Annotated in this window: 21 protein-coding genes; 9 read left to right on the top strand and 12 right to left on the bottom strand. The window is 38.1% G+C overall.

Annotated features, from left to right (window positions below; genetic code table 11):
• The 7 genes from L655_RS01000000124895 to L655_RS0102010 form a co-directional block, all read left to right on the top strand.
• On the top strand, positions 1 to 315 hold a 315-nt coding region (locus L655_RS01000000124895; RefSeq protein WP_024603933.1), incomplete at its 5' end, for a hypothetical protein.
• Positions 312 to 665, top strand: a complete 354-nt coding sequence (gene tnpB, locus L655_RS0102035) for an IS66 family insertion sequence element accessory protein TnpB (RefSeq protein WP_024596033.1) — start codon at positions 312 to 314, stop codon at positions 663 to 665. The genes L655_RS01000000124895 and tnpB, both read left to right, overlap by 4 nt.
• 70 nt (positions 666 to 735) lie before the next feature.
• Positions 736 to 2,262, top strand: a complete 1,527-nt coding sequence (locus L655_RS0102030) for an IS66 family transposase (protein ID WP_024603932.1) — start codon at positions 736 to 738, stop codon at positions 2,260 to 2,262.
• Positions 2,263 to 2,333: 71 nt separating this feature from the next.
• Positions 2,334 to 4,154, top strand: coding sequence for an AAA family ATPase (locus L655_RS0102025; RefSeq protein WP_024603931.1), 1,821 nt, complete (start codon positions 2,334 to 2,336; stop codon positions 4,152 to 4,154).
• The gene (locus L655_RS0102020) at positions 4,147 to 5,058 is read left to right on the top strand and encodes an ATP-binding protein (protein ID WP_024603930.1); all 912 of its coding nucleotides are present in this window, start codon (positions 4,147 to 4,149) and stop codon (positions 5,056 to 5,058) included. The genes L655_RS0102025 and L655_RS0102020 overlap by 8 nt, the downstream gene beginning before the upstream one ends.
• Positions 5,058 to 6,497 carry a response regulator gene (locus tag L655_RS0102015; protein WP_024603929.1) on the top strand — a complete coding sequence of 480 codons (1,440 nt, stop codon included), beginning with the start codon at positions 5,058 to 5,060 and terminating at the stop codon, positions 6,495 to 6,497. The genes L655_RS0102020 and L655_RS0102015 overlap by 1 nt, the downstream gene beginning before the upstream one ends.
• 288 nt (positions 6,498 to 6,785) lie before the next feature.
• On the top strand, positions 6,786 to 7,088 hold the full coding sequence (locus tag L655_RS0102010; protein ID WP_024603928.1) for a hypothetical protein: 303 nt from the start codon (positions 6,786 to 6,788) through the stop codon (positions 7,086 to 7,088).
• A 103-nt stretch (positions 7,089 to 7,191) separates the two neighbouring features.
• Here the strand turns inward: L655_RS0102010 and L655_RS0102005 are convergent, their stop codons facing one another.
• The gene (locus L655_RS0102005; protein ID WP_024603927.1) at positions 7,192 to 7,830 is read right to left on the bottom strand and encodes a hypothetical protein; all 639 of its coding nucleotides are present in this window, start codon (positions 7,828 to 7,830) and stop codon (positions 7,192 to 7,194) included.
• Between the two features lie 99 nt (positions 7,831 to 7,929).
• Between L655_RS0102005 and L655_RS0102000 the strand changes: the two genes are divergently transcribed.
• Both L655_RS0102000 and L655_RS0101995 read left to right on the top strand, forming a co-directional pair.
• The gene (locus tag L655_RS0102000; protein WP_024603926.1) at positions 7,930 to 8,184 is read left to right on the top strand and encodes a hypothetical protein; all 255 of its coding nucleotides are present in this window, start codon (positions 7,930 to 7,932) and stop codon (positions 8,182 to 8,184) included.
• 237 nt (positions 8,185 to 8,421) lie between these two features.
• A complete protein-coding gene (locus L655_RS0101995) occupies positions 8,422 to 9,279 on the top strand; it encodes a hypothetical protein (RefSeq protein ID WP_024603925.1) in 858 nt (285 codons plus the stop codon).
• 44 nt (positions 9,280 to 9,323) lie between these two features.
• Here the strand turns inward: L655_RS0101995 and traN are convergent, their stop codons facing one another.
• From traN to L655_RS0101925, 11 genes are all read right to left on the bottom strand, one after another.
• Positions 9,324 to 13,643 carry a conjugal transfer protein TraN gene (traN, locus tag L655_RS0101990; protein ID WP_024603924.1) on the bottom strand — a complete coding sequence of 1,440 codons (4,320 nt, stop codon included), beginning with the start codon at positions 13,641 to 13,643 and terminating at the stop codon, positions 9,324 to 9,326.
• 105 nt (positions 13,644 to 13,748) lie between these two features.
• Entirely contained in the window at positions 13,749 to 14,762 is a 1,014-nt protein-coding gene (locus tag L655_RS0101985; RefSeq protein WP_241764424.1) for a TraU family protein, read from the bottom strand.
• 200 nt (positions 14,763 to 14,962) lie between these two features.
• Positions 14,963 to 16,336 (bottom strand): TrbC family F-type conjugative pilus assembly protein, encoded by a 1,374-nt coding sequence (locus tag L655_RS0101975; protein WP_024603922.1) that lies wholly within the window; start codon positions 16,334 to 16,336, stop codon positions 14,963 to 14,965.
• Entirely contained in the window at positions 16,323 to 16,847 is a 525-nt protein-coding gene (gene lepB, locus L655_RS0101970; protein WP_125825534.1) for a signal peptidase I, read from the bottom strand. Before lepB ends, L655_RS0101975 begins: the two co-directional genes overlap by 14 nt.
• A gap of 389 nt (positions 16,848 to 17,236) precedes the next feature.
• Positions 17,237 to 17,557: a hypothetical protein gene (locus tag L655_RS0101965; RefSeq protein ID WP_024603920.1), complete on the bottom strand. Its 321-nt coding sequence runs from the start codon at positions 17,555 to 17,557 to the stop codon at positions 17,237 to 17,239.
• Positions 17,558 to 17,606: 49 nt separating this feature from the next.
• Positions 17,607 to 21,824 carry an Ig-like domain-containing protein gene (locus L655_RS0101960; RefSeq protein ID WP_024603919.1) on the bottom strand — a complete coding sequence of 1,406 codons (4,218 nt, stop codon included), beginning with the start codon at positions 21,822 to 21,824 and terminating at the stop codon, positions 17,607 to 17,609.
• Positions 21,825 to 22,210: 386 nt separating this feature from the next.
• On the bottom strand, positions 22,211 to 24,583 hold the full coding sequence (locus L655_RS0101955) for an Ig-like domain-containing protein (protein WP_024603918.1): 2,373 nt from the start codon (positions 24,581 to 24,583) through the stop codon (positions 22,211 to 22,213).
• Positions 24,584 to 24,700: 117 nt separating this feature from the next.
• Complete coding sequence (locus L655_RS0101950; RefSeq protein ID WP_024603917.1) at positions 24,701 to 25,111, bottom strand: hypothetical protein; 411 nt, start codon at positions 25,109 to 25,111, stop codon at positions 24,701 to 24,703.
• A 134-nt stretch (positions 25,112 to 25,245) separates the two neighbouring features.
• Positions 25,246 to 25,557 (bottom strand): HU family DNA-binding protein, encoded by a 312-nt coding sequence (locus L655_RS0101945; RefSeq protein ID WP_024603916.1) that lies wholly within the window; start codon positions 25,555 to 25,557, stop codon positions 25,246 to 25,248.
• A 339-nt stretch (positions 25,558 to 25,896) separates the two neighbouring features.
• The gene (locus tag L655_RS0101930; protein ID WP_024603914.1) at positions 25,897 to 26,346 is read right to left on the bottom strand and encodes a hypothetical protein; all 450 of its coding nucleotides are present in this window, start codon (positions 26,344 to 26,346) and stop codon (positions 25,897 to 25,899) included.
• A gap of 78 nt (positions 26,347 to 26,424) precedes the next feature.
• Positions 26,425 to 26,907, bottom strand: coding sequence for a hypothetical protein (locus tag L655_RS0101925; protein WP_024603913.1), 483 nt, complete (start codon positions 26,905 to 26,907; stop codon positions 26,425 to 26,427).
• Between the last annotated feature and the right edge of the window lie 12 nt (positions 26,908 to 26,919).

Here is a 26,919-nt window from a genome sequence, read left to right as displayed (position 1 = left end):
GTTTCTACTGGAGGTATTATGCAAAAAAGAACCCTTAATGACTGGCAAAAATTGATTGAGCAGCAACAAACCAGCGGCTTATCTATTGTCGCATTTTGTAAAGAAAACATGTTACCCACTTCAAACTTTTATAAATATCGGTCTAAGTTACAAGACGCTGCAAAAGCACCTAAATTGGTGAAAGTGCAAAACAAAGCCATTCCCCATAAAGTGAATGCCTCAATCACGTTATCTCATGGTGAAACTCATTTAACTATACCAACCTCATCTGAGCCTACATGGGTGGCTAATTTAATAAAGGCGCTGCAAGCATGAACATGTTTATTGATGTGCCCGACGTGTACCTTTGCAATCAGTTTGTCGACTTCAGAAAATCCATTAATGGCTTAGCGGCCATTGTTGAAAGTGAACTCGAACTGTCAGTGCTATCCGGTGCCGTGTTTGTTTTTTGTAATAAAAGCCGAGATAAGCTGAAGATATTGTATTGGGATAACACAGGCTTTGCCCTGTGGTATAAACGCCTCGATAAGCACAAATTTAAATGGCCGAAAAACCTCAGCGCCGACACCCTAAACTTAACCGAGCAACAATTACACTGGTTATTATCTGGGTATGATGTCATAGGGCATCAACAAATCAACATCGAAAACGCTAGCATTATTTAGATCGTCGCGGGATCAATATTAACCATCGCATTAAGCTAGTTTACGGTAAAAAACATTATAAAATAAAAGGATGAATATTGATGTTAACCGCCTTCCAAACGATCCGGCGTTGCTTAAAAAGCTGTTGGTAGAGCACGCTGAAAAGTTAGCGCAAGCGACTGCGAGAAACCGGTATCTAGAGGAGCAATTCCGCCTAGCGCAACAAAAACAATTTGGTAAAAGTGCCGAAGTCTTTGACGCACAAGGTGAATTGTTTAATGAAGCCGAAGACATCATTGAGCAACCTGATGAGCTTGCTACGCAAGAGATTAGCTACACTCGCAAAACACCAAAGCGCAAACCATTACCCAAAGACTTACCCCGTGAGCAAGTGATTCATGACATTGCCGAAGAAGACAAGTTGTGTAACTGCTGTGGTAATGAATTGCATAAAATGGGTGAAGACGTCAGCGAAAAGCTCGACTTCGTCCCCGCAAAGATAAAAGTCATTGAGCATATTCGCCCAAAGTACGCGTGTCGTGAATGTGATAAGTCAGGGTCGAATAACAGTATTAAACAAGCCAAGATGCCAAACATGGCCATCAACAAAGGCATGGCCACGTCCAGTTTGTTAAGTCAAATCATCACCAGCAAATATCAATATGCACTGCCACTGCACAGACAAGAGTCGATGTTCAAGCAATACGGCATTGAGCTTAGCCGTAAAACCATGAGTGACTGGGTACTCGTCGCATCCGCTACCTTGTTTGAACCGCTGATACAACGACTGAAACACGCGTTACTTAAACAGCCTGCGATACATGCCGATGAAACGACGGTCAATGTGGTCAACGCCGACAAAGTAAAAAGTTACATGTGGCTATATTGTACCGGCACGGATTCGCCATCGGCTATAAATAAACACAACCCAATACCAAACATTGTGCTTTACGACTATCAAAACAGTCGGGCAGCTTCCTGTGTGCTTAATTATCTGGATGGCTATTCGGGCTATTTACAGGTTGATGGTTATCAAGCGTATGCACAAACGCAATCAACACTAGTTGGTTGCTGGGCCCATGCACGTCGTAAATTTATAGAAGCAAAACACGTGCAGGGTAAAAACAAGACAGGCAAAGCCGACGTAGTCTTGAGTCTTATTCAAAAACTGTACGGCATTGAATCAAAACTCAACGATAAAACACCAGAACAAAAGCATGAAATAAGGCAAGAGCAAGCGAAACCTATTATCGATAAACTGCATAAATGGCTAGAGCAAAACCAGCCACGTTTAGTCGGGAAAACCAAGTTAGCAGAGGCAGCAACCTATCTCGCTAATCAATGGCATAAACTTATAGTTTACCTTGAAAATGGTCAGCTTAATATCGACAATAACCGCGCCGAGCGTGCTATCAAACCATTTGTTATTGGCCGTAAGAACTGGATGTTTAGCCAAACCTCACGCGGCGCAATAGCAAGCGCTCACCTATACAGCATCATCGAAACAGCAAGATCCAACGGCTTAACGCCATTTGATTACATCATGCATTGCCTCGATGAGCTTTGTCAGCCTGAGCCAGACATAGAACAATTATTGCCTTGGAATATCAATATCTAGGTGATGATCACCGGACGTTTACTATATACTTCATCAATCGTTATAAACAATTGATGTAAGTGAGTTTCTTGATGGGCAACGTATTTATTGAAAAAGTACAGATTGAAGGTGGTTTTTTAGACGGCATGAGCCTTGAACTAAAGAAGGGCCTAAACACTATCATTGGTGCTAGAGGTACTGGTAAATCAACGTTCATAGAGCTCATTCGATACTGTTTGGGGATACAAGGTCATACCCCTGAATCTCACTCAAAATCACTTGCTCATGCAAAGTCTGTTTTAAAAGACGGACAAGTTTTCGTGACTCTATCTGATGGTGTCAATGACTACCATTATTCTCGCACTGCAGACGGTGAAACAATACCGCCAATTCCTAAAGATTTACTACTGCCTCTTATATTTTCTCAAACCGAAGTAGAGAATATAGGGTTGGTTTCCAATGGTAGACTCAAGTTAATAGATGACTTTATCGGTGATACCGAGGTTTTTGAGCTAAGAGAGTTATCGTCGATTTCCCAAATTGAATCTTTCTCATCTGAAATGATGAAGCTTTCATCTACAATCCTCGATACCGAAGATAAGCTTTTAATACTCCCAAAACTAAGGGGTAGTCTAGAAGATTTATTGAATGAAGAAAAAAAGCTCACAGCGGTATCTGCTCAAGCACACTCAAAGAGCCAAGAACTAAACACTTTATCAGACAACTACCTTAAAGTGACTGCCGACATCGGGCAATTAAAGGAATACATAGAGGCACAAGAAGAGGTTAAGCATAGCCTTGGGGAGATTTCTCCCTGCTCTATTGACCTATCGGCTAAAAGTGATGACATCAACGAAATGTATTCTCTAGAGAAAGAAGCTTATGACCTGGTAGATTTGGCAAATTCCAAATTAGACGATGTTTTAATCATAGCTAATAAAAAGTTGGGCACACTACATAACCTTCAATCAGAGATAACTAAAAGCGGACAAAGTCTTAGATCAGAGGTTGACTCACTTCAAAAAGGAGCTGGTGAGTTATCTCGAAAGACTCAACAGTTGAAAGAAGAAATTAGTAAACTTGAGAGCATCCAAAAAAATAATAGTGATAAAAAAAGCAGGATAGCTAAGCTAAAAGTAGAGCGTGATGAAGCGTTAAAAACCTTAGAGCAAACGAGGAGCGAAAAGTCTCAACTTAGAGAGGCTGTGTGTCGCAATTTGACTGATAGTTTATCTCCACGTATTAAAGTCCACCTTGAAGAATATAGTCAACTTGATGAGTATCAACAAGTAATTATTAATGCACTCAAAGGAAGTGGTATAAAATACAACGATCTCGCGCCTCTCATTGCTGAATCTATTCCCCCCCTCCTATTACTGAAAATAACTGAAGATGATGACATAGATACGTTTCTTTCTTTATTAAGCGTAACGAAAGAAAGGGCATCTAGGGTTCTCAATGCTTTGAAATCAAGCATAAATTCTATAGCTACGGTTAAGTTAGAAGATGAAGTTACCTTCGAGTTACTTGATGGTTCTGAAACAAAAGATTTATCAGAGCTTTCTACAGGTCAAAGGTGCACTGTTATACTCCCTGTCATATTGGAGCATAGAGAGTCTTCATTAATCGTAGATCAGCCCGAAGATCATATAGATAACGCATTTATCGTTGACACATTAATTGCGTCCATCAGACGCCGTCACGGTCAAGGGCAAACAATTGTTACGACCCACAATGCAAATGTACCAGTACTTGGTGAAGCAGAAGAAGTCATACACTTAAATTCTGATGGTACCAGAGGCTATGTAATGGCCAATGGTCCTCTACTAGAAACTAAGATTGTAGACGCTATTTCATCAGTCATGGAAGGTGGAAGAGAAGCATTTAAATGTAGAGCTAACTTTTATGACTAATACAGCATATCAGAAGGCAAAAAGTGATCTCACATCGACAGATACCATTAAGCGTTTCCAAGGTGCCACTTATTTTGCACAGAATATTCATACTGATATGAAAAGAGAGCTAGAAGCCTGTAGAAGGACTGAAAAAGTTCGTTACATCAAAATGGCTTTAGATAAGGCGCTTCACTTATTATCAAATAATACCCCAACGCCAGCACTTTCACCTCAGGAAGAACTGGGGGGTGACCTAGAAAATTCAGAACAACTTAGAAGGCATTTAAAAAATCAAGCCATTGACGAATTTTCAGGAGTAATCCTTCATGAGCTAGCCCCTAAATTAGGGTTAATAGATGCTAGCCTTAAAGAAGAGTTTAGCGATTATAATACGAGTAAGGCCAAAGGGTTTGTAGAACGACTAACCCAGATATTCAGTGCGATAGAGTGCCTCAGAAAGTCTACGCACAAACCAGAAAGTGTGGAAACAGACCTATCACAACTAATCAAAAATATTGTTCATGATGAAGTCATAGAAAAAGAAAAAATAGATATAAGCCTCCAAGGGTTGCAGCCATGTATTATCAACTCAGACCCTGCGTTGCTTACCTTAGCCTTATCCAATGCGGTTAGAAATAGCTATGAATCACTCGATTTACTAACAAGTAATGAACCTAAAAAATTAGTAATCTCATGGGGGGTAAATGATAAAGACTCATGGATTAGCGTTATGGATAATGGCATAGGATTTATTGGCAACCCAGAAGTAGCCTTCAAACTAGGAAAAACAAGTAAACAAGGACACGCAGGATTTGGGATGGGGATAATGAAGCAAGCGATGGATAATATTGGCGGTTATGCTGAACTTTCAAATATCGAAACTGGTGGTGCAAAATTATTAATGAGATGGGGTAACTTTTAGTGTCAAATCGAACATTTAACGTTTTAGTTGTTGAAGATGATACAGAACTATCAGGCTTTATTGAAAACACTTTTCACTCTAAGTTCCAGCAAGTAAACGTAGTAAAAGCCTTTTCTCGAAATACTGCATTTGAAATCTTAGATACCGGAGCATTTTTCGACTATGTAACACTAGACCTTTCTATACCGGATATTGACGGTAGTTTCGACACCGATGCATCAAATGGATTAGCAGTCTTAGGAAAAATAACCGAAGTTTCATCTGGTACACCAGTTCTCGTTTTAACAGGTACCAGCACCGTTGATATGATTCAAGATTTCTTAAGTCACTCTAATTTGACCGATGTTTGGGGAAGCGGTAACAGGAGAGGTACTATTGAGCACCTTACAAAAGCACGTATAGGTGACCTAACTGATAAAATACATCAAATCAGTCAAGATTTTTCATCTTCACTTAATGTTGAGTTAGTCACTGGCACCCTAACTTTACCAATTAAACATGATCGATTATTACGTGTATTTATTAACAGTCGAGATGGTAGCTTAGGGATCATACGTCAAATAGGTGGCGGTCTATCTAGTGCACAAGTTTATTCTGTGCACATTCAAGACTCCACTGGTCGTACATTGCATTTAGCTATTTGTAAGTGTGGTTCAAAAGAAGATATCAATTTCGATGCTCAAAATTACGACAGCTATATCAATAGATTAAAACCTGATGCTACACCAAGAATCTTGGGACATTTAGAGTATTCAGCAGGAGACAGTAGTGGTGTTTTCTACGGGTTGGCGGAGAATTACGACGCATCGTTTTTTAAGGCAAGCCTCCAAAACGAATTAAATGAGGAGCTAATGCAATCTATCAAGCAAATGTTAGCCCCTTGGCATCAAAATATAATACAAAATCAAAAACTAATTCGTGAAATTCGATCTCAGTTAGTTTCAGATGCCACTGCAGAAAGGCTTATTAAAGAATTTGATTTAACTGAAGCACTAGCTTTTGAAGCGATGACGGTAATCTGTAAGACCTCCTGCACACATGGAGATTTCCATGGGGAGAATATTTTACTCGATATTCCTTCTCAAAAAGCAACTCTAATAGACTATGGTGATGTATGTGAAGGCGTAAGCATCATCGATCCATTAACCCTAGAGTGTAGTTTTTTATTCCACCCAAAAACAAGTGGCGCACTCTCTGGTTGGCCTACAGAGACAAACCTGGAAAACTGGGAAGACCTTGAAGCTTATGTAGAAGGGTGCCCAATCAAAGACAGTATAGTTTTCTGTAGAAATTGGGCTGTAGAATTAGGTGTTGGTAACCGAGAGTTAGCCGCTTGTTTATATTCATATGCATTACGACAATTAAAGTATGAGGGCACCAACAAGGAATATGCAATATCTTTGATTAATAAGGCTTATCGGTTGTATCAACAAAGCTAACTATATCTCATAGAAGAGTAATGATGGCGTTTCTGGAAAGTGATATAGTCAAAACTCAATTTTTAGGAAAAATAGCGAAAGATAGCTATTTTTCTGGAAAAGGCTATCACGCCTTATCATTTAAACCTTTCCAGATTTATTTCAGAAACCATCTGTGTTGGTACATTAGAACTGTGACATTGCGATAGAATGCACGCTCGCGGCTGCACATGAATTTCAGTCAACTATAGAGAATATGAGCACCTTTCAAAGCTTTGAACTCATTATGGAAATGGCGATATAACAAAAATGGACGCTGCAACTGATAGAAAAGTAGATTTTGATAGTGCTATTACAGCAGCTTATGCGTACAAGAGCGACTATGCTGAATTATCAGAATGGGGTGATCTACCAATTGGTGTCGCCTGGGGAAGTTATTCGCAAGACGTTTATTTATTGTCATGGCAGGAACAAGAACAAACAACCATTAGTCGTGATAAATTAATTGAGTTCTTGGCCTACATACGATGGCATGATGTTAAAGGTGAGCGTCAATGGGGTGTAACACCTGAAGAACTTGATGATTTCGCAAAAGAACAGTCAATTTTTTAACATTGGAATTTTTGTATTTACCAGTGGTAATTCTTACAAAACACTCCTTTTCAGGGAGCTAACACCAGTCTATGAAAAGCTATTCCTAATTATTATTAAATTATCAGTCAAAATTGCCTTTGAATATCTCACAAAATTCATGTAATTCTTTTATTAAAACATAGTATGCTTTGGCATCACTAACTGAATTAAGACTATCTAAAATCGGGGCTAACCCACTATGTTGCTCTAGGGTTAGGTCACTAAAATTAATTACTGGAATCGATTTTTCTAATAAAATATCTTTTGTGCTAGAGAAATACTCCCAGTCTGAGCTGATATGTATAACGTGAGTTTCTTCAGTAGTATGAGTTAGAATATAGAGTTCACCTGACACGCTAGTCAGTCTAAATACATCGTCATAGATTTGGCTGTATGTTTGTGCAATAAAATCATCTGTCAGTCGGATAATTATATCTTCATCCATGCCAGCTGTAATTTTACGATAGCTTCCTGGGCAAAATTTATAGCAAGAGGTAGCGTAGGCCTCACAAACTGAACCCTCAGTTTTTTCTATCGTTGCACTCGCGTGCATCAGTATATTATCAAGTTCCTTTAAATCCTTATGCTCATTAATTTTTTGATGTAATTCTTTTACTGTTAATCCACTGCATTGTGCAATCCATTCTGCACCCAGAATGTGAGTGTTAACAAAACTCGAAGTGTAACGTCCAAAATCTTTATCAAATACGATATTTGCCACAAGAAAACCCTTAAATTATAAAGAAAAACCCTTTAGCATCAGTGTAGAGGTAAAAAATCACTTTTGCACACCTTTGCCTCAAAGTTTTTTGGCAAACAAATGAAGCTTAAAATTGGCAAAATAGCCTTGGTCAGTCTCTATATGAAAAATTTAACACCACCTATACTTAAACCAGATTGGTTTGATGGTTTATCTGTTCGTAACATTGATGGTCTAATTAGATTGGAGTTGTTCAGCTTGGCAAAGGTTAGGCGGTTAGTTAACGATCCTGATTTTTCTTTTTGCACTGATAGCAATATGGGTGAAAAAAGCAAAAAAGAGATAAAAAATCTTATAGATAATTTAAAAAAATAAAGTTTCAATCTTTAATGTCTTTTTTAAAAGATAAATAAAGTTTAAATCTACAAAAGTTTCAACTTTTAATGTTCGCTGACAATTACGCTACAAAAAACATTACATTTAATTTACTATGCAGCCGTTTATAGAATGTGTAAGTTAATTTAGTGATATACCATTTGGACCTATTGCGCGATTTCAAGTCAGTAGTAATCTATATGTATATCAAGAAAACAGTCATCTAAAGGCCATAACATGAAAAATTTACTACTAGCTGGAATCGCTGCTACCTCAATACTGCTAAGTGGCTGCTCTACAACACAAAAAGAATCTGATGTAACCCCACTTGAATTGAATAAAAATGATTCATTTGCAATGCAAGTTTTAAAATCTGGCTTTGTAAGAGTTCCATTTGATATTAAAGATCAAGAATTACCTGAAGATGCTTATCAAGATGTTCTTAGTTATGGTACGAGCACATCGCTAGGTTTACTTGCTGGTGGTGGCTTAGGTGCTATTAAAGGGTTTGGTCTTGCCGCTTTAATGAATGCTGGTGGTGATCCAAACAAAGATAATATACATTTTGTAGCTTGGATACCTGTTACTGATTTCGATATTACTAATGCAATGGATGTACGAAACTATATTAGTAAGCACTATATGGAACCAGCGCTTAAGGCTTATATCGAAAGCGATGATAATAAAAAAAGCGCAGCACCGAGTGTTTATAAAGATTTCTCAAAAGGTAACTTACAAATTGAAGGCTCTGCTTGTTTTGACTTTTACTTAGGCAAAGAAGCTCTAAATTGTAAGATTCTAGGTGGACAAGGGTTGTGGACTATCCGTTATGCAAATGAGTCCGTAGGAACACCATTCGAACCGTCAGTAAAAGCAGAGAAATACATTGTTGCAAGATTTACAGATACTTTATACCGAAGCGCTGTTCTACTTAAATATCTTCAAACGGATATGATGTATGCATTCGTACCAGCATTTGGTCACCGTACTGATGATATTAACAAAATTGTTTCTGATACTGCTTTTCGTAATACCCCATATGTAATGGGTAAAAATAACACCCGCCATTTCTTTGTTAAAAAAGAAACAATGTAACTAACTATTCAATAAAAAAGGCCTATATATAGGCCTTTTTATTTTTAGAATGAACCTTGTTCACAAGACTTTGGTCTTGGACGCTTATTACAATTCACATTATTAATTACATCCCCCTGTTCCATCTCTGTTCTTCGTTTAACCCATGTATTATCAGGTGCACGCTCATTTTGTCTATCTAGTGCATTACTTCTACCGTAACCATTAGAGATGTTTTCACCAGTAACTGTGTCCATAGTGCTGTCCGTCGGAAGTTGGTCTGACTGAGCCATCATTTCAATCCACTCAGTAAAATCTATTTTCGAAAAATCTACCAAGCCAAGCTCATCGATTTTAAGCCCCCTACAATTCATGTTATTTCTGAACTCTTTAGTATCCCAACCCAACTGCTCAATGGCTTGTTGCATAATAATTCGACTTAAAACGCTTTCATAACAACAATGAAAATCTTTCGCGCGATTAGTACAAACTCCTAAAGTTTTTGTACATGGTACGTGATGCGTAAAAAAGCACTTTTTGGCCAATAAAACTTGCCCCATATCTTCCTCTTCGGGTTCGCAGGCTGTGAGCATTGTATAAGCCAGTTTTGCTAGCTGATAAACCGCATAAGCAAAGCCAATAAATTGAACTGCATTCAGTACTGATGAACCAATCGTATTCATTGCTTGTGCACCTGTCTGTTCTGCACCAGCACCAGCAGCAGCACCACCACTTCCCAAAGCCGAAGCCGCACTTTGTATGGCATTTTGAAGAGCGTCTGGCAACATATCGTATATCTGCTGAAGTAATTGGTCTTTATAATTAGATAGCGCTTCAGTAATAGAGTTTTTAAAGTTACCTAATACTTCGCCCGCATCACCTAATAGATCCCCGGTTACATTTCCTGCTGTATTGCCCACACTGCTAGTTAATTTACTTGAGACAGTATTCCACGCAGATGAAGCAGCATCAGTTATTGGGTCGGTTAAGTCTTTCCAAACACCTTCTACAGCTTGACCTGCTACATCCAATCCAGACGTTACTGCATCTCCGGCACTTGTAAGACCTTCTTGTAAAGCGCTACCACCGAACGCACCATCAGCTGAAGCAGCATATCCGTTTACGGTATACATCTGCTGCCCTAGGACAAAAACATCTAAAGTATTTACACCTGCAGGCTGCTTGCAGCAATCATTAACTTTAAGTTGATCCCAACCACAAAAGCGAGGTTCCCCCGAGAATACCTCACATGTTGACGGATCAGACGGGTCAGTACAGTTTTTAGAGTCACCCATTTCATTCATGGTTGCATAAGTTGTCAAAGCGTTAATGAAATCGCCATTAGTCTCATCTGCTCTCACATCACAAGACCCATCGATACAGTTCATATCAGTTAAACAGGTATTATTTTCGCGTACTTTAGTTACAAGTGCATTTGTAGTGTCTTGGCATTCATATTTAACATCCCACGCATAACATGTGTTTGTCTCTTCATCTTCCCAACCAGGCACACACGTTTGAGAAATCGCATCACATTGATCATCTTTGTCCAACGGTTTACATGCATCATCCATATTTATAATGTCTTTGAAGCTAAAAGAACCACCATTCATATTCATAGTACGTCCCTCTAAAGGGTCACAAACGTAGTCTGTAGCATATGCTTCCATGCAAATTGGGATGCCATTATCACCATCATATAAAGGACCATAATCTATCCACGGTTGCTCTAATTTAATTTCCTTTAAAGCATTTTCAACTTCTGATGTACTTGGGTTGGTAAGCATCTGCCAGTAAGCGAAATACAGAGAGCCATCGGCTTTATTGTGCCAATCTAAGTTATTTTCACTGATAGCACGGGCAATACGATAACCCGACATTTTAAGGCTATCGTAATCACCTGATCCATGTTTCTGACTAGCAAATTGTTGTAAGTGATCATTTTCATCAATTCGATACCAAGTAGAGCCAATTTCATCGGTTCTAACCGCTATTGTTTCCCACTCTCCTTTATTAGGAAGAATGTTTGAAAGTTTGGTGCCTCTTAACTGGCGGCTAGAAGATGTATATGTACCTACACCAGCAAAATCTTCACAGAAATATATTCCATCATCGTCATTACCGTCATCACTATTCCAAGTAGTTGCGACAACCTGCCCACAGTTTTTTTCTCGACCAGCGGCAATATCGAAATCACGCCTAGCAACAAGTAACAATACATCTCCATGGGTTCCCGGCAAACCATAACCTTCTCCGCGATCTCCTTTTGACAAGTCAACTACACCAAAGTTTTCATCTTCACTACCATACTGCAAAGTACATTCCCAGCCTGAGGCGGTACAATACGTTTCAGCTGGCTTTTCTAAAGCTGCAGAACATCCTTTAGGAAACTCTACTATCTCTTCATCCCATAATGAGCTAATTGAAGAGTCAAAAATAAGTTCAACCTTGGCATATGCTTCACCATCGCCCCCAACGGCCACTTTATATTTAAACTCAATTGCATTGTCATTATTAAGTGCAGCTTTGAACTGAGGTGTTACATCACGAGGATCATAAGTATCTCTTGATTCATTTTTTTCGCAACTAACGGAGCCATCGGGAAAGCCATCAGAAGTTGTAAAGGTTCCGTGCACTCCATCAAATATAATTTGATTATCCGCATCAAGTCTAAAGTGGTCATCGTAATGTGTTCTAGTTAGTGTCGCTCTATTGAGCTTAAATCCATCTTTAACAGCAATTTTAATAGTTTTATTATAGATACCACACGCACCAACTTGAGGAAGGTTGTTATCAAGTTCACTCCCCAATGTTAGCTGTAAACACTTGTCACCACACTGCTCTACCCTAGAATCTTCCATACCTTCGATAATGGCTAAAGTAGGTTTAATTGGATGGCGTTCAACGATACAACCTGACATATTGTTTTTATTTGGCTTAAAACAACTTTGATTTGTGGTAACAATTTTAGATTCATCGAGCTCAGAGTAAGTGACAGTATCAGCGCTACAGTCGCCAAAATATGCTCCTTCACCATTAAAAGCATCTGTTACAGCATTTTTGCTCGTTTGAAACATTGCTGATTCTCGGCTTAGCTTCCTAGGGGGATTTAGGTTTTTCGAATCCATAAGCGCTCCATAAGCCAATGCAGAATGGTTTGTATTATCTACCTGCTCTTCACTGCTTTGGCCTGCAACGTCAACTTGGTTATCTAGGAAATCATTATTTGACTTCAATCTAGCCTCTATATATTCAGACTGTTTTTCTTCATCTTGATAAGTCTCATCAGCACTTTCAAACCCATTATTACTGTCTACCCCAGAGCTATTAACAGACTGAAATAAAGTAGGATCTTGAACTGTAGTATTTGGATTTATAAAAGAAGGACTAACAGTTACTTGGCCATCTCCGGTTGAGTCAGGCACAGAGTTGTGATCAATTATCATCCCACCAAGTTGAGTTCCTTGGTTAAAGTAAAAATCAAAGTCTTGATCGGACCAACTTAAAGGGTCGGAATCGCTACGGTTTTCTAAGCAAATATTTGAACCTTTATCTAAATACATACCAGAAGGACAAGTATGCTCACCTGATGAAGTTGGGCAAGAACCATTAGTCATGGCCGAACCGTCAGGACATAGCTTTGGTGCTCCTGGTGAACACTGGCTACCATTCTTATAATAACCAGTAGGACAAGATTGGGTTGGTGCCGTTATAGTCGTTTTTTTACAACCGCTACCATCTTGCTGAAAGCCTGAATCACAAGTTCTATTTAAGCCCGACCATAAGGTTCTTTCACAACTTTTGTTTGGCACAGTTTCATACCAACGCATATCAGGTGATGTGTATGTTTCACTTGATGAACATTCTCCCATTAGCCTTGCAGCTTCAAGGCATTCTAAAGTTTGCGTCTCTGGAGCTGCATTAGGAGCATCCATAGGACAATTCCAATCTTCTGGGGCTTTAGTTTTAAAACAAGAATCACCTATTTTGTCATCGTAATTGGCTGGGCAATTACCTAGGTCATCTGCAGGAAGCTCGGTGTAACAGAGTTCAGGGAAATAAGCGCTATTGTATAAGTAGCCGTCACCACATTGGGGAAGTTGATCAGCCTCTTCGTTTCTTTTACATAACTCAGATGAGCCATCACGTGCATAGCCTGAATCACAGAAAACATTCATTGGCCTTACTTCAGTTTCAATACACTGGCCAGCAATTAAAGTCGAGCCTTCCTTACAAGTAAACTCTATAGGGACTGGCATTTGTGGGGCGGCATACGCGGATTCCATGGTAACTAAGCCACCAATAAGAAAACCTGCGAAAGCTGTAGATGTGAGATTTGCCGAGTAGGTGATCATAACCAACCACGACACTAATTGCTTAAACACAAAAGAGAACTCCTGAGACTATGTTGATAGTCTGGATTTTGGCATCTCTAATTGTCTTAAGTGGTGATTTAGTCCCCCTAATATGGGGGACTTATTAATTGAGGATTAAAAATACCTTACGCAACAATCGTTATATCTAAAAATGTTATAAACAAAGTTATTATCTTTACCTCCACCAGCGCTTTTTCTACCTTGCCCCCACTTTTGCCAAAACTCACCTATTGGGTGGCAGCAATCGCCATTATTGCCATCTACCTCTGGTTTTGGCCAAGCCATTGAAACTTTATACATTGGTTTGGGGATCATTGGTGAGTAAACATTTTCACACATAGCACCTTTACCATAGGTAGTGCGAGCTAAGCCTCGTCTGTGCATTGAAGCCAGTGCACGAGTAACAACTAGTGAGCTACTACGTATTGCATTATTGTCTGTGAGAATATTCCCGGTAAACGGATACATATTTCCCTCACATCCCGCACAAAACCAATTTTGGTCGCTTGGGTCGCCTGTTTTAGCAATTACAGCACAATCCTTCATACAAATCGCCTGAGTAACGGGGTTAGCGAATGCAACAGCATCAGCATTAAATACCATAGCTAGCAAATCACTATACCAAGTTATATCTAACATGCTCATATAAGCTAAGTCCAAATCTACAATGCCCGGATCTTTATCGCATTCTGGTATCATAAACATTGAAAGCATCTTAAAAACAGGGTTTGAAAAATAGTTATAATGGTAGGTAGCCATTGTTGAACTGCTTGCGTTTCGCCCACCTCCAGTTGTCCCCATACTCGTTAAATCATCTTGTATCATAGTCCCGCCAAGTGTAGGGCTGCACCATGGTGTTGTTGTAACTTCGATTATTTGTTCTGGGGCCCAATAGCCGACACTAAAGCCAAGCTCAGGTACACCAAGCTCATCCTGGCACATACATACTGAATCATCATTCGCACCGTCTGGTGGGTCGTCTGTAAAGCCCATTAAGTTAAATGGTAGCGTACAAGACCAACAAAACTTATCAATTAAACCACTAAAGTAATTAGAGTTTGGGCATGAAGCATCACTTAAAAAGCTAGCATCTTCTGCTAGCGCTTGAGGGGCTATTGAGCAAGACAATAAAGTTATAAGAACAAAAGATAATGATCTTAAGCTTCTTTTTAAATTCTTTAATATTTTCATTAATTACCCGCCGAAAAATTTACTTAACCATGCCAATACCAATTGAGCATAATTTTGAATTTGATGACCTATAAACGGATGCTCTAACGCAACCCATACGCCCATTACGAAGGCGATTATATGTGTAAGAATTTTCATTAATTGTTTAGCTCCAGCTCTGCTGAACTCATTGTTAAATTTGTCACTGTTGTTGTGCTACTCTCAGAATCGATTTTCTTATCACGTTGCTTAATCCGTGCTTCATCTTGGGCCTGGGTACCATATTCTCTAACAACAATTTGACCATTACCCAAATAAACTTCAGCTGGGAGAAATCGCAGCTTAAAACGCTTAATCATTCGTTCCTGAAGCATATAAACTTGTTGCCCATAATCCTTACTCAGCTCGCTAATGAATTTGAAACCAATATCTTTATCTATTCGTGAGGTTAATAGCCCTACTTCACCTCGTGCCTGTGACATTCTTTCTTTTACAAGTGCACGTTGCTTTTCACTCATCCCATCAAAAACAAATAACGTCATAGATTGACCGGGGAAGTGCTCTATTGGGTTAATTACTTGGCCTTTTGCAGCCAAGATTGTTCCATCGTCAGTAGTTATATCTTTTTCAAATTTAACGCGTGGATCAATTTTATAAATTGAGTCTTTTATTGCCGTTGGTAAATGGAAGTCTGGCAGGTTATCTATGTATCTATTCATCGCCTTTCTGCGTTTCTCATCCCAATCTACAGCAGCCACTCTTGACTGAATTTCTTCAACAATATCTCGTTCAACAATATTGTATGTTGTTGAAACAACGCCTAGGTCTCTTGTTACTTTGGACTCGCGCGATTTAGATAGAAACCAATCAACAGTTGCAACTCCAGTTACTTTAACGAAGTTGTTACCCTTTCTATAAACCATTGAAGGAGCTTGAGTAACATCAAACACTTTATGTAACCTGTTATCGATTGATACTTTAGGAAGAGGTTTAATATCTTTTGCGATTTTATATACAGCTAAAGCAGTTTGGTTAACCATTTTATCTTCAGGTCGTAAACCTCTTAAAATTACGCGAGCGTCCGTCTCAGAGGCAACTTCTAAGATTTCTTTTATTTCACTAATAGGCTGAGAAAATGATATGAAATAATACAGCTCTTCACCCTGAACTAATGGGCTGTCCTCTCTTATATTAGATGTATCAACGGTTCTAATTTTCGCATCATCTGTAACTGCATAAGCATTTTTTATAGCATTTTTTACATAGTCATTAGATGCATTACCAATTTTATTTGCAGCAGGCAGCCACTTTTTTACCCCATCGTCCGTTTGTTTAACCGGAGCATCAGGGTCATACATTCTTAACCAATCGGGTGCATCCATCTTTGCTTGCTGTTCTAGGATGGCTCTACTTCGTTTAAAAATTTCTTTATCTTGGTTATTTAGAACAGGGCCGTCATTGGCAGCATGAACTGCATTAGTAAATGACAAAGCAACAAATAAACCTAATGGTAACTTTCTAAAAAATGACATATGACTTCCCAACTACTTGTTTTTCTATATCAACCAATCCCCAAAAACGCGAATCATATGACCCTGGCAATGAGCCAAGTGCAAATAACTTCCCTTTAGGTATATTTTCTTCTCTACTAAGTGAATCGAGTGAAACTTTTAAATGATTTGCAGTGACACTTACATCTGTGTGGTAAACATGGTCGCCATTAATAATCATATTTCTTTTTACCTGCACAGTATCACCGCCAACGCCTGCTGAAATTTTCGTAAATAATGTTCCATCAGGAAATAGCTTCACTCCCTGTGCATGAAATGTGACTAAATCGCCCTTATTTATTTTATGGTCATATTTATCCATTATGTATAATCGACCTGGTATACATGGGTAGTCACTAACAGGTGGTAAAAAAGTATATCGATTGCTGAAACTAGTTATCGCAACAGTGCAAGTGCATAGTATTAGCAACGGCTTATAAACTCGCTCTTTGACTTTACTCGTTAACTTACCTGCTAAAGGGATATTCGACATAACAGCCACCGTTAACCTCTTAACAAATTTGATGTATTAAATTTTCGCAGCTAACAATGTTAAGCGTGGCTATTTAGTCGCTGTATTTAGGGGTAGATATTGAGCATGGAGATGATTTGCTGGTTTTTTAGCTAATTTTAATATTTTTTTTAAAAAACACTTGCAGATATGTTCGGCTATGGGATAGTAGACACATCGAAAGGGCAAACGCCTTTAAAAAGAATTTGTAATGCCTCCACAGTGTTACATCGGGGATTAATTTCCCCATTTTTAGTCATATCCTCCGATATGGTTAAATTGAGGGGTGGTTCCCTCTGAGGGGTGGTTCCCTCCAATAGAGCCGATGAAGCAATTCATCGGCTTTTTTTGGTTTTGGAAGCCAGTATTTTTTAAACTTTTATAACACTGAAGCATTTACTAAACTCATTCAGTTCATCTATTAATATCTGGCATACTTCAAGTACCCTGTTACCTTCACTAACAACTTTTACGTTGCTACCTTCATTAATGTAACCTTCTGCATCCACGAGAGTATAGAACTCCCCTTCTAATTTAATTAGATCACCTCCCATTAATTTTTCAAATGGGCTCAAATGATAGGGTGATTTATCCATGTACTGTATTTGTGCAATATTTTCTGTTCTATCTACTTTTTTCGAACAGCCACCCACTAGTAATATGACTGCAAATATTATTAGGCTATTTCTCATTGTATAAATCTCATAAAAAACGGCTCTATTTAATAGAGCCGTTAAATTACTATCTAGGGGTTATAGTCATTGTGGCATCTGCTGTATCACCACTATCGTCATAACCTGTTACCCTCATTACTATTGGAACACCAGTTTTACCCGTTACTGATATGTTGTTAGCGTGAACTTGTTTCATTTCACCATCTACATACCAGTTATGAGTTGCCATGCGGCCATCCGTATCTTGACAACCTGATTGAACACTTATAGTGCTACCATATTGCCTATAACTTAAATCACATGTTGGAGCGATGTTTGGAGCTACATCAATCGTAAGTAATGACTCTTTAACAAGTCCAAACTCAGAGGTTACTTTGACTTTGACTTCTCGAGTACCAACTTTCATATTCTCTATATTTGCACGTGATGAAGTTTGGTCCTGTAAAAGCTTGCCATCAAGATACCATTCATACTTTTCAACTCTGTCTCTGGGATGACCTAAAACAACACGAGTACGTACTGATGCATCAAGTGGTTGACGCATATACTTTGTACTGTAATTGGCATTAAGCTCAATCTCAGTCTCAGGTGGGGGTAGGACTTCCAAGAATTCAACCATATCTCGCTCATTGCCTCTGTCATCTTTTATGATCACATGCATTTGATGCAGACCTGGTTTAGTCGCTGTAAAGTATAAGCGTTCCCTAGTTTCCCTATCCTTTGTCATTCCATCAAACATCAGAAAATTATAGGTAAACTCAACCGGCGCAGGTAGGTTCTCTAGTTTTCTAACAATTGCTGTAGCATCAACAGGAGCGTATCGAGTGCGGTAGTTAACATCAAATCTAAAATTAGGGAATTCATATTTCCATGTTCTTATTTCAATGTCCTTCACAGCTAATGTATCGTGCTTCAATTGCTTAACCCAAGAGCGAAATTGAATGTCAGTACTACCGGCCTCACTATCCATTTCTGTTGGAGTATATGTAAGCTCATCGCCACTAATTACAGTGCCGTCAGGCAATACCCATTCACTTTCAATCTCTGACTTAAGCTGACTTGATGCCAACCTAACCAATGGGCTAAGTGTAAATGGTACCCCAACTTCAGCAATACGCGGTGTTTGCATGCTGATACGAACTGGCAATGGCTTTTTAACTGAGATTCTATGACGAGTTACATCATAGCGTTGCTCACCTGCTAATTCGTTATTAAAGTACGACATACGGGACCAAATTTGCATGCGTTCACCAGTCCCAACAACATCTAATCTATTAGTACCCTCTTCCCAGTTTTCACCATCGAAAGACCACTCAATTAAACCATCACCAGTAGATGCCGGCGCATCATGATCGTCTAAGTCTATAACTCCCTTTTCACCTTCATAAAGAGCAGCTGGGCCACTAGTTTTAAGATCTGGAATTTCATAGCCTAATACTTCCAAGTAATCTGATGTAACTGTTGCACCTGAAAACTTATTTTTTACGATTGCACGTATAAAGTATCTACCCGGTTTTTCAATTGTTTGCCTTAATCGAGGTGAGTTTTCATATTCATCAATCGACTTCCAATCAGAAGTTCCATTAAATGACATTTGCCATTCGATATTACCCATGGCCTCACGATCTTGCCGTTCTTCTGGCTCATATGAAATCGATGCTCTAAAAGGAACAGGGCTAGCTATACGATAGGTTTTAATTTTACCATCTATTTTGCCGCCTTTGAGTACACGGTAAAACGATGAATTAGATAGAATAGTACGCTCGTAGCCTTCGACAGGTGAAATCAATTCTGCAACCGCTAAGAACCTATATGAACCATATCCAACATTTGAAACATCAACTTCAAACTTAGTTTTACCTCCACCTACAAAAGATTTTTTTTCTGTAATTGGGTCATAAAACGTTTGTCTTGTTTCTCTATCTCGGCGCTCCTTGGCTAAATATACAATCCACTCACCCATAGTTTCTTTGTTGTATAAGAAATCACGTTCAGAGCTGTCATAAACACCAAGTTTCATTGAAACGGTTGGGTTAGCTGTATCTAAGCTTTTAAGGTCTTCTGTTTCTATTCTGCTACGAATTCGTTTTGAAGGAATATATACAGTTTCAAGCGTCGTTTTAGCATTTATATCCGAAGCATTAGAATACTTAGCTTCTATTTCAAATGTCTTGTGTGCCCATAATTTACCAGCATTAACCTTTAAATTTTGGTAAACAGAGGACTCTTCGAAGTATCCATTACGTTGCTTTGACAATAAGACAGTCTCTTCATGGCCGTCATCAGAGCTAAGCTCTAAATCAGCATTGATTCCCTTTGCTATCGCTGTAGCAAACCGACTACCCGTTAAATCAACTGGGAAGAAATTCTCGCGAATAGCACCTTTTTGGGTGACTGTTAAACTTGGCAATGGCGCCTCATTAACTTCTAGTGTTTCAGACTCTTCAGCTGCTAAGGCTTTATTACCGTTGCTATCGATCATCCAAACTCGGTAGCCCACCACATTAGGTGACTCTGCAGATGATTTAAGTAAATTACCTATTAGTGAATGATTACCGCGAATATAAAAACCGCTTGTACCTTCTGGTAAACTTGTCCATTCTAAGTAACAACGTTGAGTTTCTCCCCAACCAAAATCACGCTCAAATATACCCTTTTCATTCTCATATAATGCACATTGAATACCTTGTTTCTGAACTACATCTAAATCAAGGTGCTGAACCTCTTTGAAAAATTCAAAGTCAGAGTTTTTAAGTGAGTAATCCATAGGCATATAACGAATACGAATAGATTTAACGAAGGAGTTACCGGCACTATCTTTAACCAAAATCTCAAGTGGATAATCACGCTGAGGTATTAAGTTAAGTTGAGTACCTTGAACTGTTTTAAGGTATTTTGACTCACCATTTAAACGAAGCTCGGCACCATTTACTTTAGCCGAAACAATTTCCGCTCCACCATCAAAAGTATCAAGTGCAACAATGGCCATGTTTTCGAAGAAATAAACTACACCATCATCAGCAAAACGTTTTCCACTGTAAAACAATTGAACGTCTGGTGGTTGTCTATCAAGAAAAACTGCATCAAACTGCTTACTGCTTCTGTTGTCATAAGCATCCGTCAAAGAAACTTTTGGTATAAACTTACCATCCGACACTTGTGTTAAATCGAATTTATAAATGTACTTACCATTAATTACTTCAGGCGTGCCTTGCGGATTCATTACAAAGTTTTGTTGAGGCTGCGAGGTAAGTTCTGTACTTTCAACTACATCGTAACCATTTACTTTAAAGATTGGTAATTCAGCTTGAAAGTCTGGATCAGGAACTAATTCCAGCTTTGCAGATGGAACCCACCAGCTACCAGCCAATCCAAAATGAGGCGTATCTACTACTAATCTTGCTTGCTCATTTTCAACAACAAACGAAACGCCATCAACTTCTTGAGCTATTGATTCAGCACTCGATTGAGAGCGCGCCTGCATAAACAAGGCTGAAGCACTAGGTGAGCGATAGTCCCATCGTAATATGTAATTTTCAGGAATAACTTTATTTGCCTGTTTAAAGTAACCATTTTCAGCGTCTATAGTTATTTCAAACTCACCTTTCCCTGTCAGTTCATCGGCACTCCCTATACTTCGGCCATTAGTGTCAATCGTACAATCTGTCTCATTCAGCTCTACTACACATGACCCAAATTCTGACATCTTAACAATTTGACGGTATGGCTTACTTTCAACCGTGACTGTTACATCACGAAGTCCAGCAGAGCGGTTATAATTAGTAACATCTAAACTTTCATAAGTACCATTACTCAAATTCGTTTTTATATTAATAAACTCAGGTAAAGTTGGTGCTACAGCGTTAACGCTGTATGTGCCTTCTGAGATTTTTACTTTATCTAAATTGCTCCCTGAAAAGTATGAAATTGAATAACTAAATTCATTTTCACCAATCGTTTTTAAGTACCCATCTGCTGCCATTCCTGCAGCAAACATCCCATCAGGTAAATTAGTCCATTCATACAAACAAACTAATTCATCCCCATGGTCAGCCATTGCAACACTTGGATCTCCCGTTAACCTACACCCTGAATTTGAACCCTCTTTTGCCACCAAATTAAATGGAGTAACAAAAGCTAGCTTTTCTTCAGCTGAAGGAAATGAGACCTCTGGAGGCACAGCTTCAATCGACCCAGTAACTAAGATAGATTTTGCAGCTGCTTGACTGGCGCACATTGATAGCGGCAGTAATGCCGCGATTATTTTAAGTTTTGTGGCTCTCATGTATTTTCACCCAGTTATATTGAGCTTGGTTTTAGTCAATAGTAAATTTACAGGGTTAAAAAGGGGTTTATGGTTAATAAGTACCGCTTTGTAGGGGCAATTAATCTAAGCATGTATAATTCTAGGGCTTAAGCTTAAGGAAGTTTTATCAAGATTGAGGGTTATATAGGCTAATTTAAGGGCCAAAAAGCCTGACCAGTTAGTAAAATGATGATCTGATATAAATAATGGGGTCTATAATTGGTCAACATTCAAACTGCCATGCTTTTTATTAACGACTTCAACAAATCATGAATAACTTCAAGCCATTGTTTTATATAGCATTCCAGTTATTCTAAATTAAAGGGAATGCGTATACAGGTTACTGAACAAACAAAACTTTCAACTTAGTCAAATTTGGATCTCAATTGTGGAATATCAATCATAAAATATGCCTCGCCGGTAGCAGTCTCTAGAGGGGTTATTGAAGAGTTTATTTTACCTGTATCCCCTAGGTCCATCTTCACTAACTTGGTTTCGCCTGGTTTAATAATTTCATTAGCAAAAGATACAGGATATGGAGAATCTGATCTCAATGTGAAATACACATCTTGCAAACCTGTAGCTATCGAACCGCTATCGGTCCTCAGTACGTTACTACGAATAGAGCCTAGTATTGAGTCATTTCTGAGTTTTAACATTCGTGGTACCGCAAGCGTGCTGGACTTACCAACTTCAATTAAGTTTGCTGGATAATAAGCAAATTTAGCACTGTAGGTTGTGCTATTACCATAAGAATCATCAACCGTCACCCTAAGCTCATACCCGTTCGTAAAATCAATTTCAGGATAGAGCCTAGGGTACTCTAATCGATAGTTATTATTTTCTATCTTTGACCAAGCTAAAAAAACATTGTCATTTGATGGGCCGCCCACTAAATGAACCTGTGTTATACGCGGGTCATTTGGATCATCTAAATTCACCCTTAAATTTTCAAGCCCTCGCAATGTATCACCCAACTCCTTACCATCTACGGTGAAAGTAAGCTTTGGAGGTGTTGAGTCTTTAGAAAAATCATTCGTGATATTTACCGTACGCTCATTCGAATAAGTATCTTTAACGTAAGCATCTAAACGATATTCACCTTCAGGTAATGAATCAACTCCAAATTTTAGATCCCAATTTTGGTAATTAGTTTCTGCCTTACTTATCAAGCTAAGCTTAGTTACTTGACCTGTCATTTTGTTTTCAGCCAAAGCTTCTATAACACTGGGCAACCAATTTGATCTACGCCAATCATTCACAGCATCTGAGTCATACACAGTGAAGCTTACATACTCTTTATCATAAGCTATGTTTTCAATGGTAGGTGCATCCATATCCCAATATGTTAACAGATACGTAAAATGCCCAGAAAACTTCCCGTTAGTCGATTTTACATATAGTGAATATGGCGCGTAACCATTCCCTACTGTGCGTTCATAGTTAATATCCATAATACAACTAGTATCGCCTGGCGTTATAATGCAGCTACCTAAACCAGAAAGTACTGCAGATTGCTCATAGCTTCTCGCCTCGACAGTGACCTTCACTTTATCCACTACATATGGTTTGTTTCTTCGAACAGTTGTACTGTTGATGTAGCTTGATTCACCTTCTAATAAGTAAGCTAAGCCTTTATACTTTGGCCCTTCCTCAACGTCATCTGCTAATACTGCTGGGGCATTACTCTGATAAATAGAGCTACAATAGCCACTATCTTTAAACTGGGTGTAATAAGTTCTCGTATTGGGGATATAAGCAGTCAAATCACGATAAGCATAAGTCTCATCAGTCGCATTAGGTGACCAATTATAACCAAATTTTCCATTTGTATTTGTAGATATATGTTCTGAGCGCAAAACACCTATACGGAACTTGTAAGGATTTTCATATACCTTCATGCCCGGTGTAAACTTATCCCAATTTTTTGTTATAGGGTTCCAAATATTCGTTACCTTTATTTCACCACAAAGGCCATTGTAAGATGAGATTCGTTTTACATGAGTTAAATTGCCGGCCTTATCAAATACTTTAAATCCTATTTCATAATCAGACCTATTTTTATAAAACAGATTTTTATATGTTGAACTCGAAGGCTTTAGCCAACTAGCTACACCAGACGTATCATCTAAAACAACTTTTACTTCCTTTTCATCATCAGTGCCTAAAAGCCTAGCTGTGAAATAAGCAGAAGATAAACCGCTTCCTGAGTCAGTGATACCTTCTAATGTAAGTTCCCTTGCCTCAAGCGTGTCAAAGTTAGAAACATCACCATAACCATGTGAACGTTTATAAAACTTAATATCGCCATCAACCGTTGGTGGTGTGGTATCAACATTAAACTTAAGCTCTTCTACATTTATCACCGCTCCAGTCAAATCAAGCAGCTTAAAGCGAGCCGTGTATGATGTTTGCAATGGCTTATACGAAAGCTTTACTTTCTTACCATAAAATTCTTTATCGTTAATCTGCATACGATCATCAATAGTAATAACATCTGAAGAGTTTGTATCTACTAAGCTATTACTTGCATCCAGTAATTCAACTACGAATTTACGGTCTAAACCACCTGATAACGTAAACTCTAACCCCGATGTAGGATTTAAATTAGCGTTATTTTCAGGTTTAACTCGAATAATTTCATTTTGTGTATTACTAAATTGAACTTCCATAAGTTCAGCATGCGCCGATAAACAGCATGTAGCTAAAATTACATTTATTATTGGTTTTAACTTCACAATTAATCCCTAATTTATACTTTCAGTAATATTAATTGTGAAATTAGATGCTGGTGGCGATTATGTAGGCTTTATACGGGGGATTTATTAACACTCGCACTTTATTTAGATAAATAATTAGTAAAAAAACAAAACCTGCAAAGACATTATAAAAAAAGAAGTGAAAATCGGATAAAAAAGTTTGGGATTATTTTGTAAATTTAACAACTCAAAAAAACTTAACAAAAATCTTGGAGTTGCTAAATACATAAAAAAAATAGGAACGACTGTGTTACAAAAAAATAAGAGCAATTCATACAAATTTTGATTTTCATAGTAAGCATTAATCGTAAAATAAAAACTAGATAAAACGCCAACACCTATCCAAATTTTTTGACTAGTTTGCGCTACTTTTTTAATTATCATTCTGTCTTTAACTGATGATGCAGTTGATAACAATGAACATTTAATAGCTCGCTCGATCGATGTGATTTTCAACAATCTTAAAACTATTTTTTTACAAAATTTAAATACTTTTTCACTCAGCATTTAGAAAATCCTTTTATTTTTAAAAATAATATTACTTAATGTAATGCATGCTAATTTTTTAAAAACAAGCTTTTGTTCTAATTAATTACAAATAAAATTTTATACTTTTTAATTACAAGTGACTAATTGACTGATTATAGCGATTTAATAGATTTCTCTTCAGCTAGCACCTGTGAGGCCAATTTTAACATTTTACCCCGCTTGAAAACACAAACTCGTTTAGCCTCTATTGTATGAGACTCCAAACTTTTAGGATTGCGCCCTACCCTTTCTTTTTTTTCAACGAGTTTAAATTTACCGAACCCTCTTAAATTAACTTCATTACCATTTGAGAGTTCAAGTGACACTAAATCAAAAAAATCAGATACCAATTCCTTGGCATCTGTCTTAGCAATTTTCATTTGCTCTTGAAGTGTTTTAACGAGTACTTCACGATTAACGCTCATTATGACTCCTGGAGGTCAGTTTCAATAATAACTACTTCACGTTCTAAAGTCTTAGGGTGTAACCTGTGCCTGAATGAATGTTCACTTCCATTTGATGATAGATATTGCCAACAATCGCCTGTCATTTCATTTAAACAAATTAGGTCTCCACGATTAATCGGCAACATCGCCAACTTAGACCAAATTACATTCCACATATCAGTGCTTTCATCTAAAATATAAATCATTAATAAAAAACCACGTGCGTCTTTTCTGTTTCGATACGGCCTTTGCAACTAACACATTTAAAGTTTTCAATGATCGCTTTTAATTGTTCACTTTTTAAAAAATGCACTCAGATCACTCCTGTTCAATAAACAAATATCTAAAATTTCCATTTGCTTTCAACATATCAATCATAGGCGGATATAAATACCCTTCCTCCATTTTGCAAATTTTAGCCACCAGCTGTAATTCTTCTTTAGTAAACTTTTCTATTAACAAATACTCTTTTCCTAATTCACCAAGATGAATCTGCCAAGTTGGATCGTAGTAATTACCGTTATGAAAAATCAAAGCGTGCTCGATAGGCAAGACAACTGATGCGAGCGCTAGTACATATTCACACCCAGGTAAAATCCCTGAGTGAACAATTTTCCAGCTGTTATTAAAACAGCTAGAAGGTCTACACAAATCGTCTTGTAAAATTAGCTCTACAACATGGCGAGGTAATTGAGAAGGCTTAAAAACATTACTAGAGTCTAGTTTTAAGCCTTTAGCCAAGGCTGAATCAAAAATGGTAAAGTCCAAACTAAAACTTCCAAAAAAATCTTGCGCAAATGGTAACGCTTTAAGTTAAACACGCAAGACTTTATAGCTTATATATTTCTAATCTTCGCAATAGGAAGAATAAGGTTTAGTTCGATTAGATGGTATCGAAGCATAGCTTAACGCCCTTTCAGATTTTGCTGCAGCAATAATTCTGCTTGAGGTATTTACCTGTTTTTCGTACACAAAACGTGTGTGCTGTATGAACTCATCAATAGTGTAACCTTTAGAAATGGCGCAATACTTTGTTGCATCCATTTGACTGCTTGCTTTTAATATCTCATTCATACCCTTTGAAAGCATTAAAGCATCCAGCGCTTTTGAGTACCGTATCATCTGATCTCGTATAATTGGAGAGCCTGGGTATGTGTAACTAATGAAGCTTTCAATATCATCACGAACTCCATCTTCATCTAAATCTTGTCCAAGGATAGTTTTATCCAATGTGCTATCGTAGGTACGTTCTGTGCTACCAGCTAGGCTGGTATTAGATAAAGTGATCATAGCAGCCATAAGTACCCATAAAGAATGCTTAAAATTCATTATTGTTCCAGT

The organism is Pseudoalteromonas sp. TAE79 (genome assembly GCF_000498015.1).
GTDB lineage: Bacteria > Pseudomonadota > Gammaproteobacteria > Enterobacterales > Alteromonadaceae > Pseudoalteromonas.
Note: the sequence above shows the minus strand (reverse complement) of the source record. Positions and strands in the feature narration are given on the sequence as shown.

Coding starts and splice junctions, on each gene's coding strand:
- tnpB (WP_024596033.1), top strand. CDS start 312: ATGAACATGTTTATTGATGTGCCCGACGTGTACCTTTGCAATCAGTTT.
- L655_RS0102030 (WP_024603932.1), top strand. CDS start 736: ATGAATATTGATGTTAACCGCCTTCCAAACGATCCGGCGTTGCTTAAA.
- L655_RS0102025 (WP_024603931.1), top strand. CDS start 2,334: ATGGGCAACGTATTTATTGAAAAAGTACAGATTGAAGGTGGTTTTTTA.
- L655_RS0102020 (WP_024603930.1), top strand. CDS start 4,147: ATGACTAATACAGCATATCAGAAGGCAAAAAGTGATCTCACATCGACA.
- L655_RS0102010 (WP_024603928.1), top strand. CDS start 6,786: ATGGACGCTGCAACTGATAGAAAAGTAGATTTTGATAGTGCTATTACA.
- L655_RS0102000 (WP_024603926.1), top strand. CDS start 7,930: ATGAAGCTTAAAATTGGCAAAATAGCCTTGGTCAGTCTCTATATGAAA.
- L655_RS0101995 (WP_024603925.1), top strand. CDS start 8,422: ATGAAAAATTTACTACTAGCTGGAATCGCTGCTACCTCAATACTGCTA.
- L655_RS0101975 (WP_024603922.1), bottom strand. CDS start 16,336: ATGTCATTTTTTAGAAAGTTACCATTAGGTTTATTTGTTGCTTTGTCA.
- lepB (WP_125825534.1), bottom strand. CDS start 16,847: ATGTCGAATATCCCTTTAGCAGGTAAGTTAACGAGTAAAGTCAAAGAG.
- L655_RS0101965 (WP_024603920.1), bottom strand. CDS start 17,557: ATGAGAAATAGCCTAATAATATTTGCAGTCATATTACTAGTGGGTGGC.
- L655_RS0101960 (WP_024603919.1), bottom strand. CDS start 21,824: ATGAGAGCCACAAAACTTAAAATAATCGCGGCATTACTGCCGCTATCA.
- L655_RS0101950 (WP_024603917.1), bottom strand. CDS start 25,111: ATGCTGAGTGAAAAAGTATTTAAATTTTGTAAAAAAATAGTTTTAAGA.
- L655_RS0101945 (WP_024603916.1), bottom strand. CDS start 25,557: ATGAGCGTTAATCGTGAAGTACTCGTTAAAACACTTCAAGAGCAAATG.
- L655_RS0101925 (WP_024603913.1), bottom strand. CDS start 26,907: ATGAATTTTAAGCATTCTTTATGGGTACTTATGGCTGCTATGATCACT.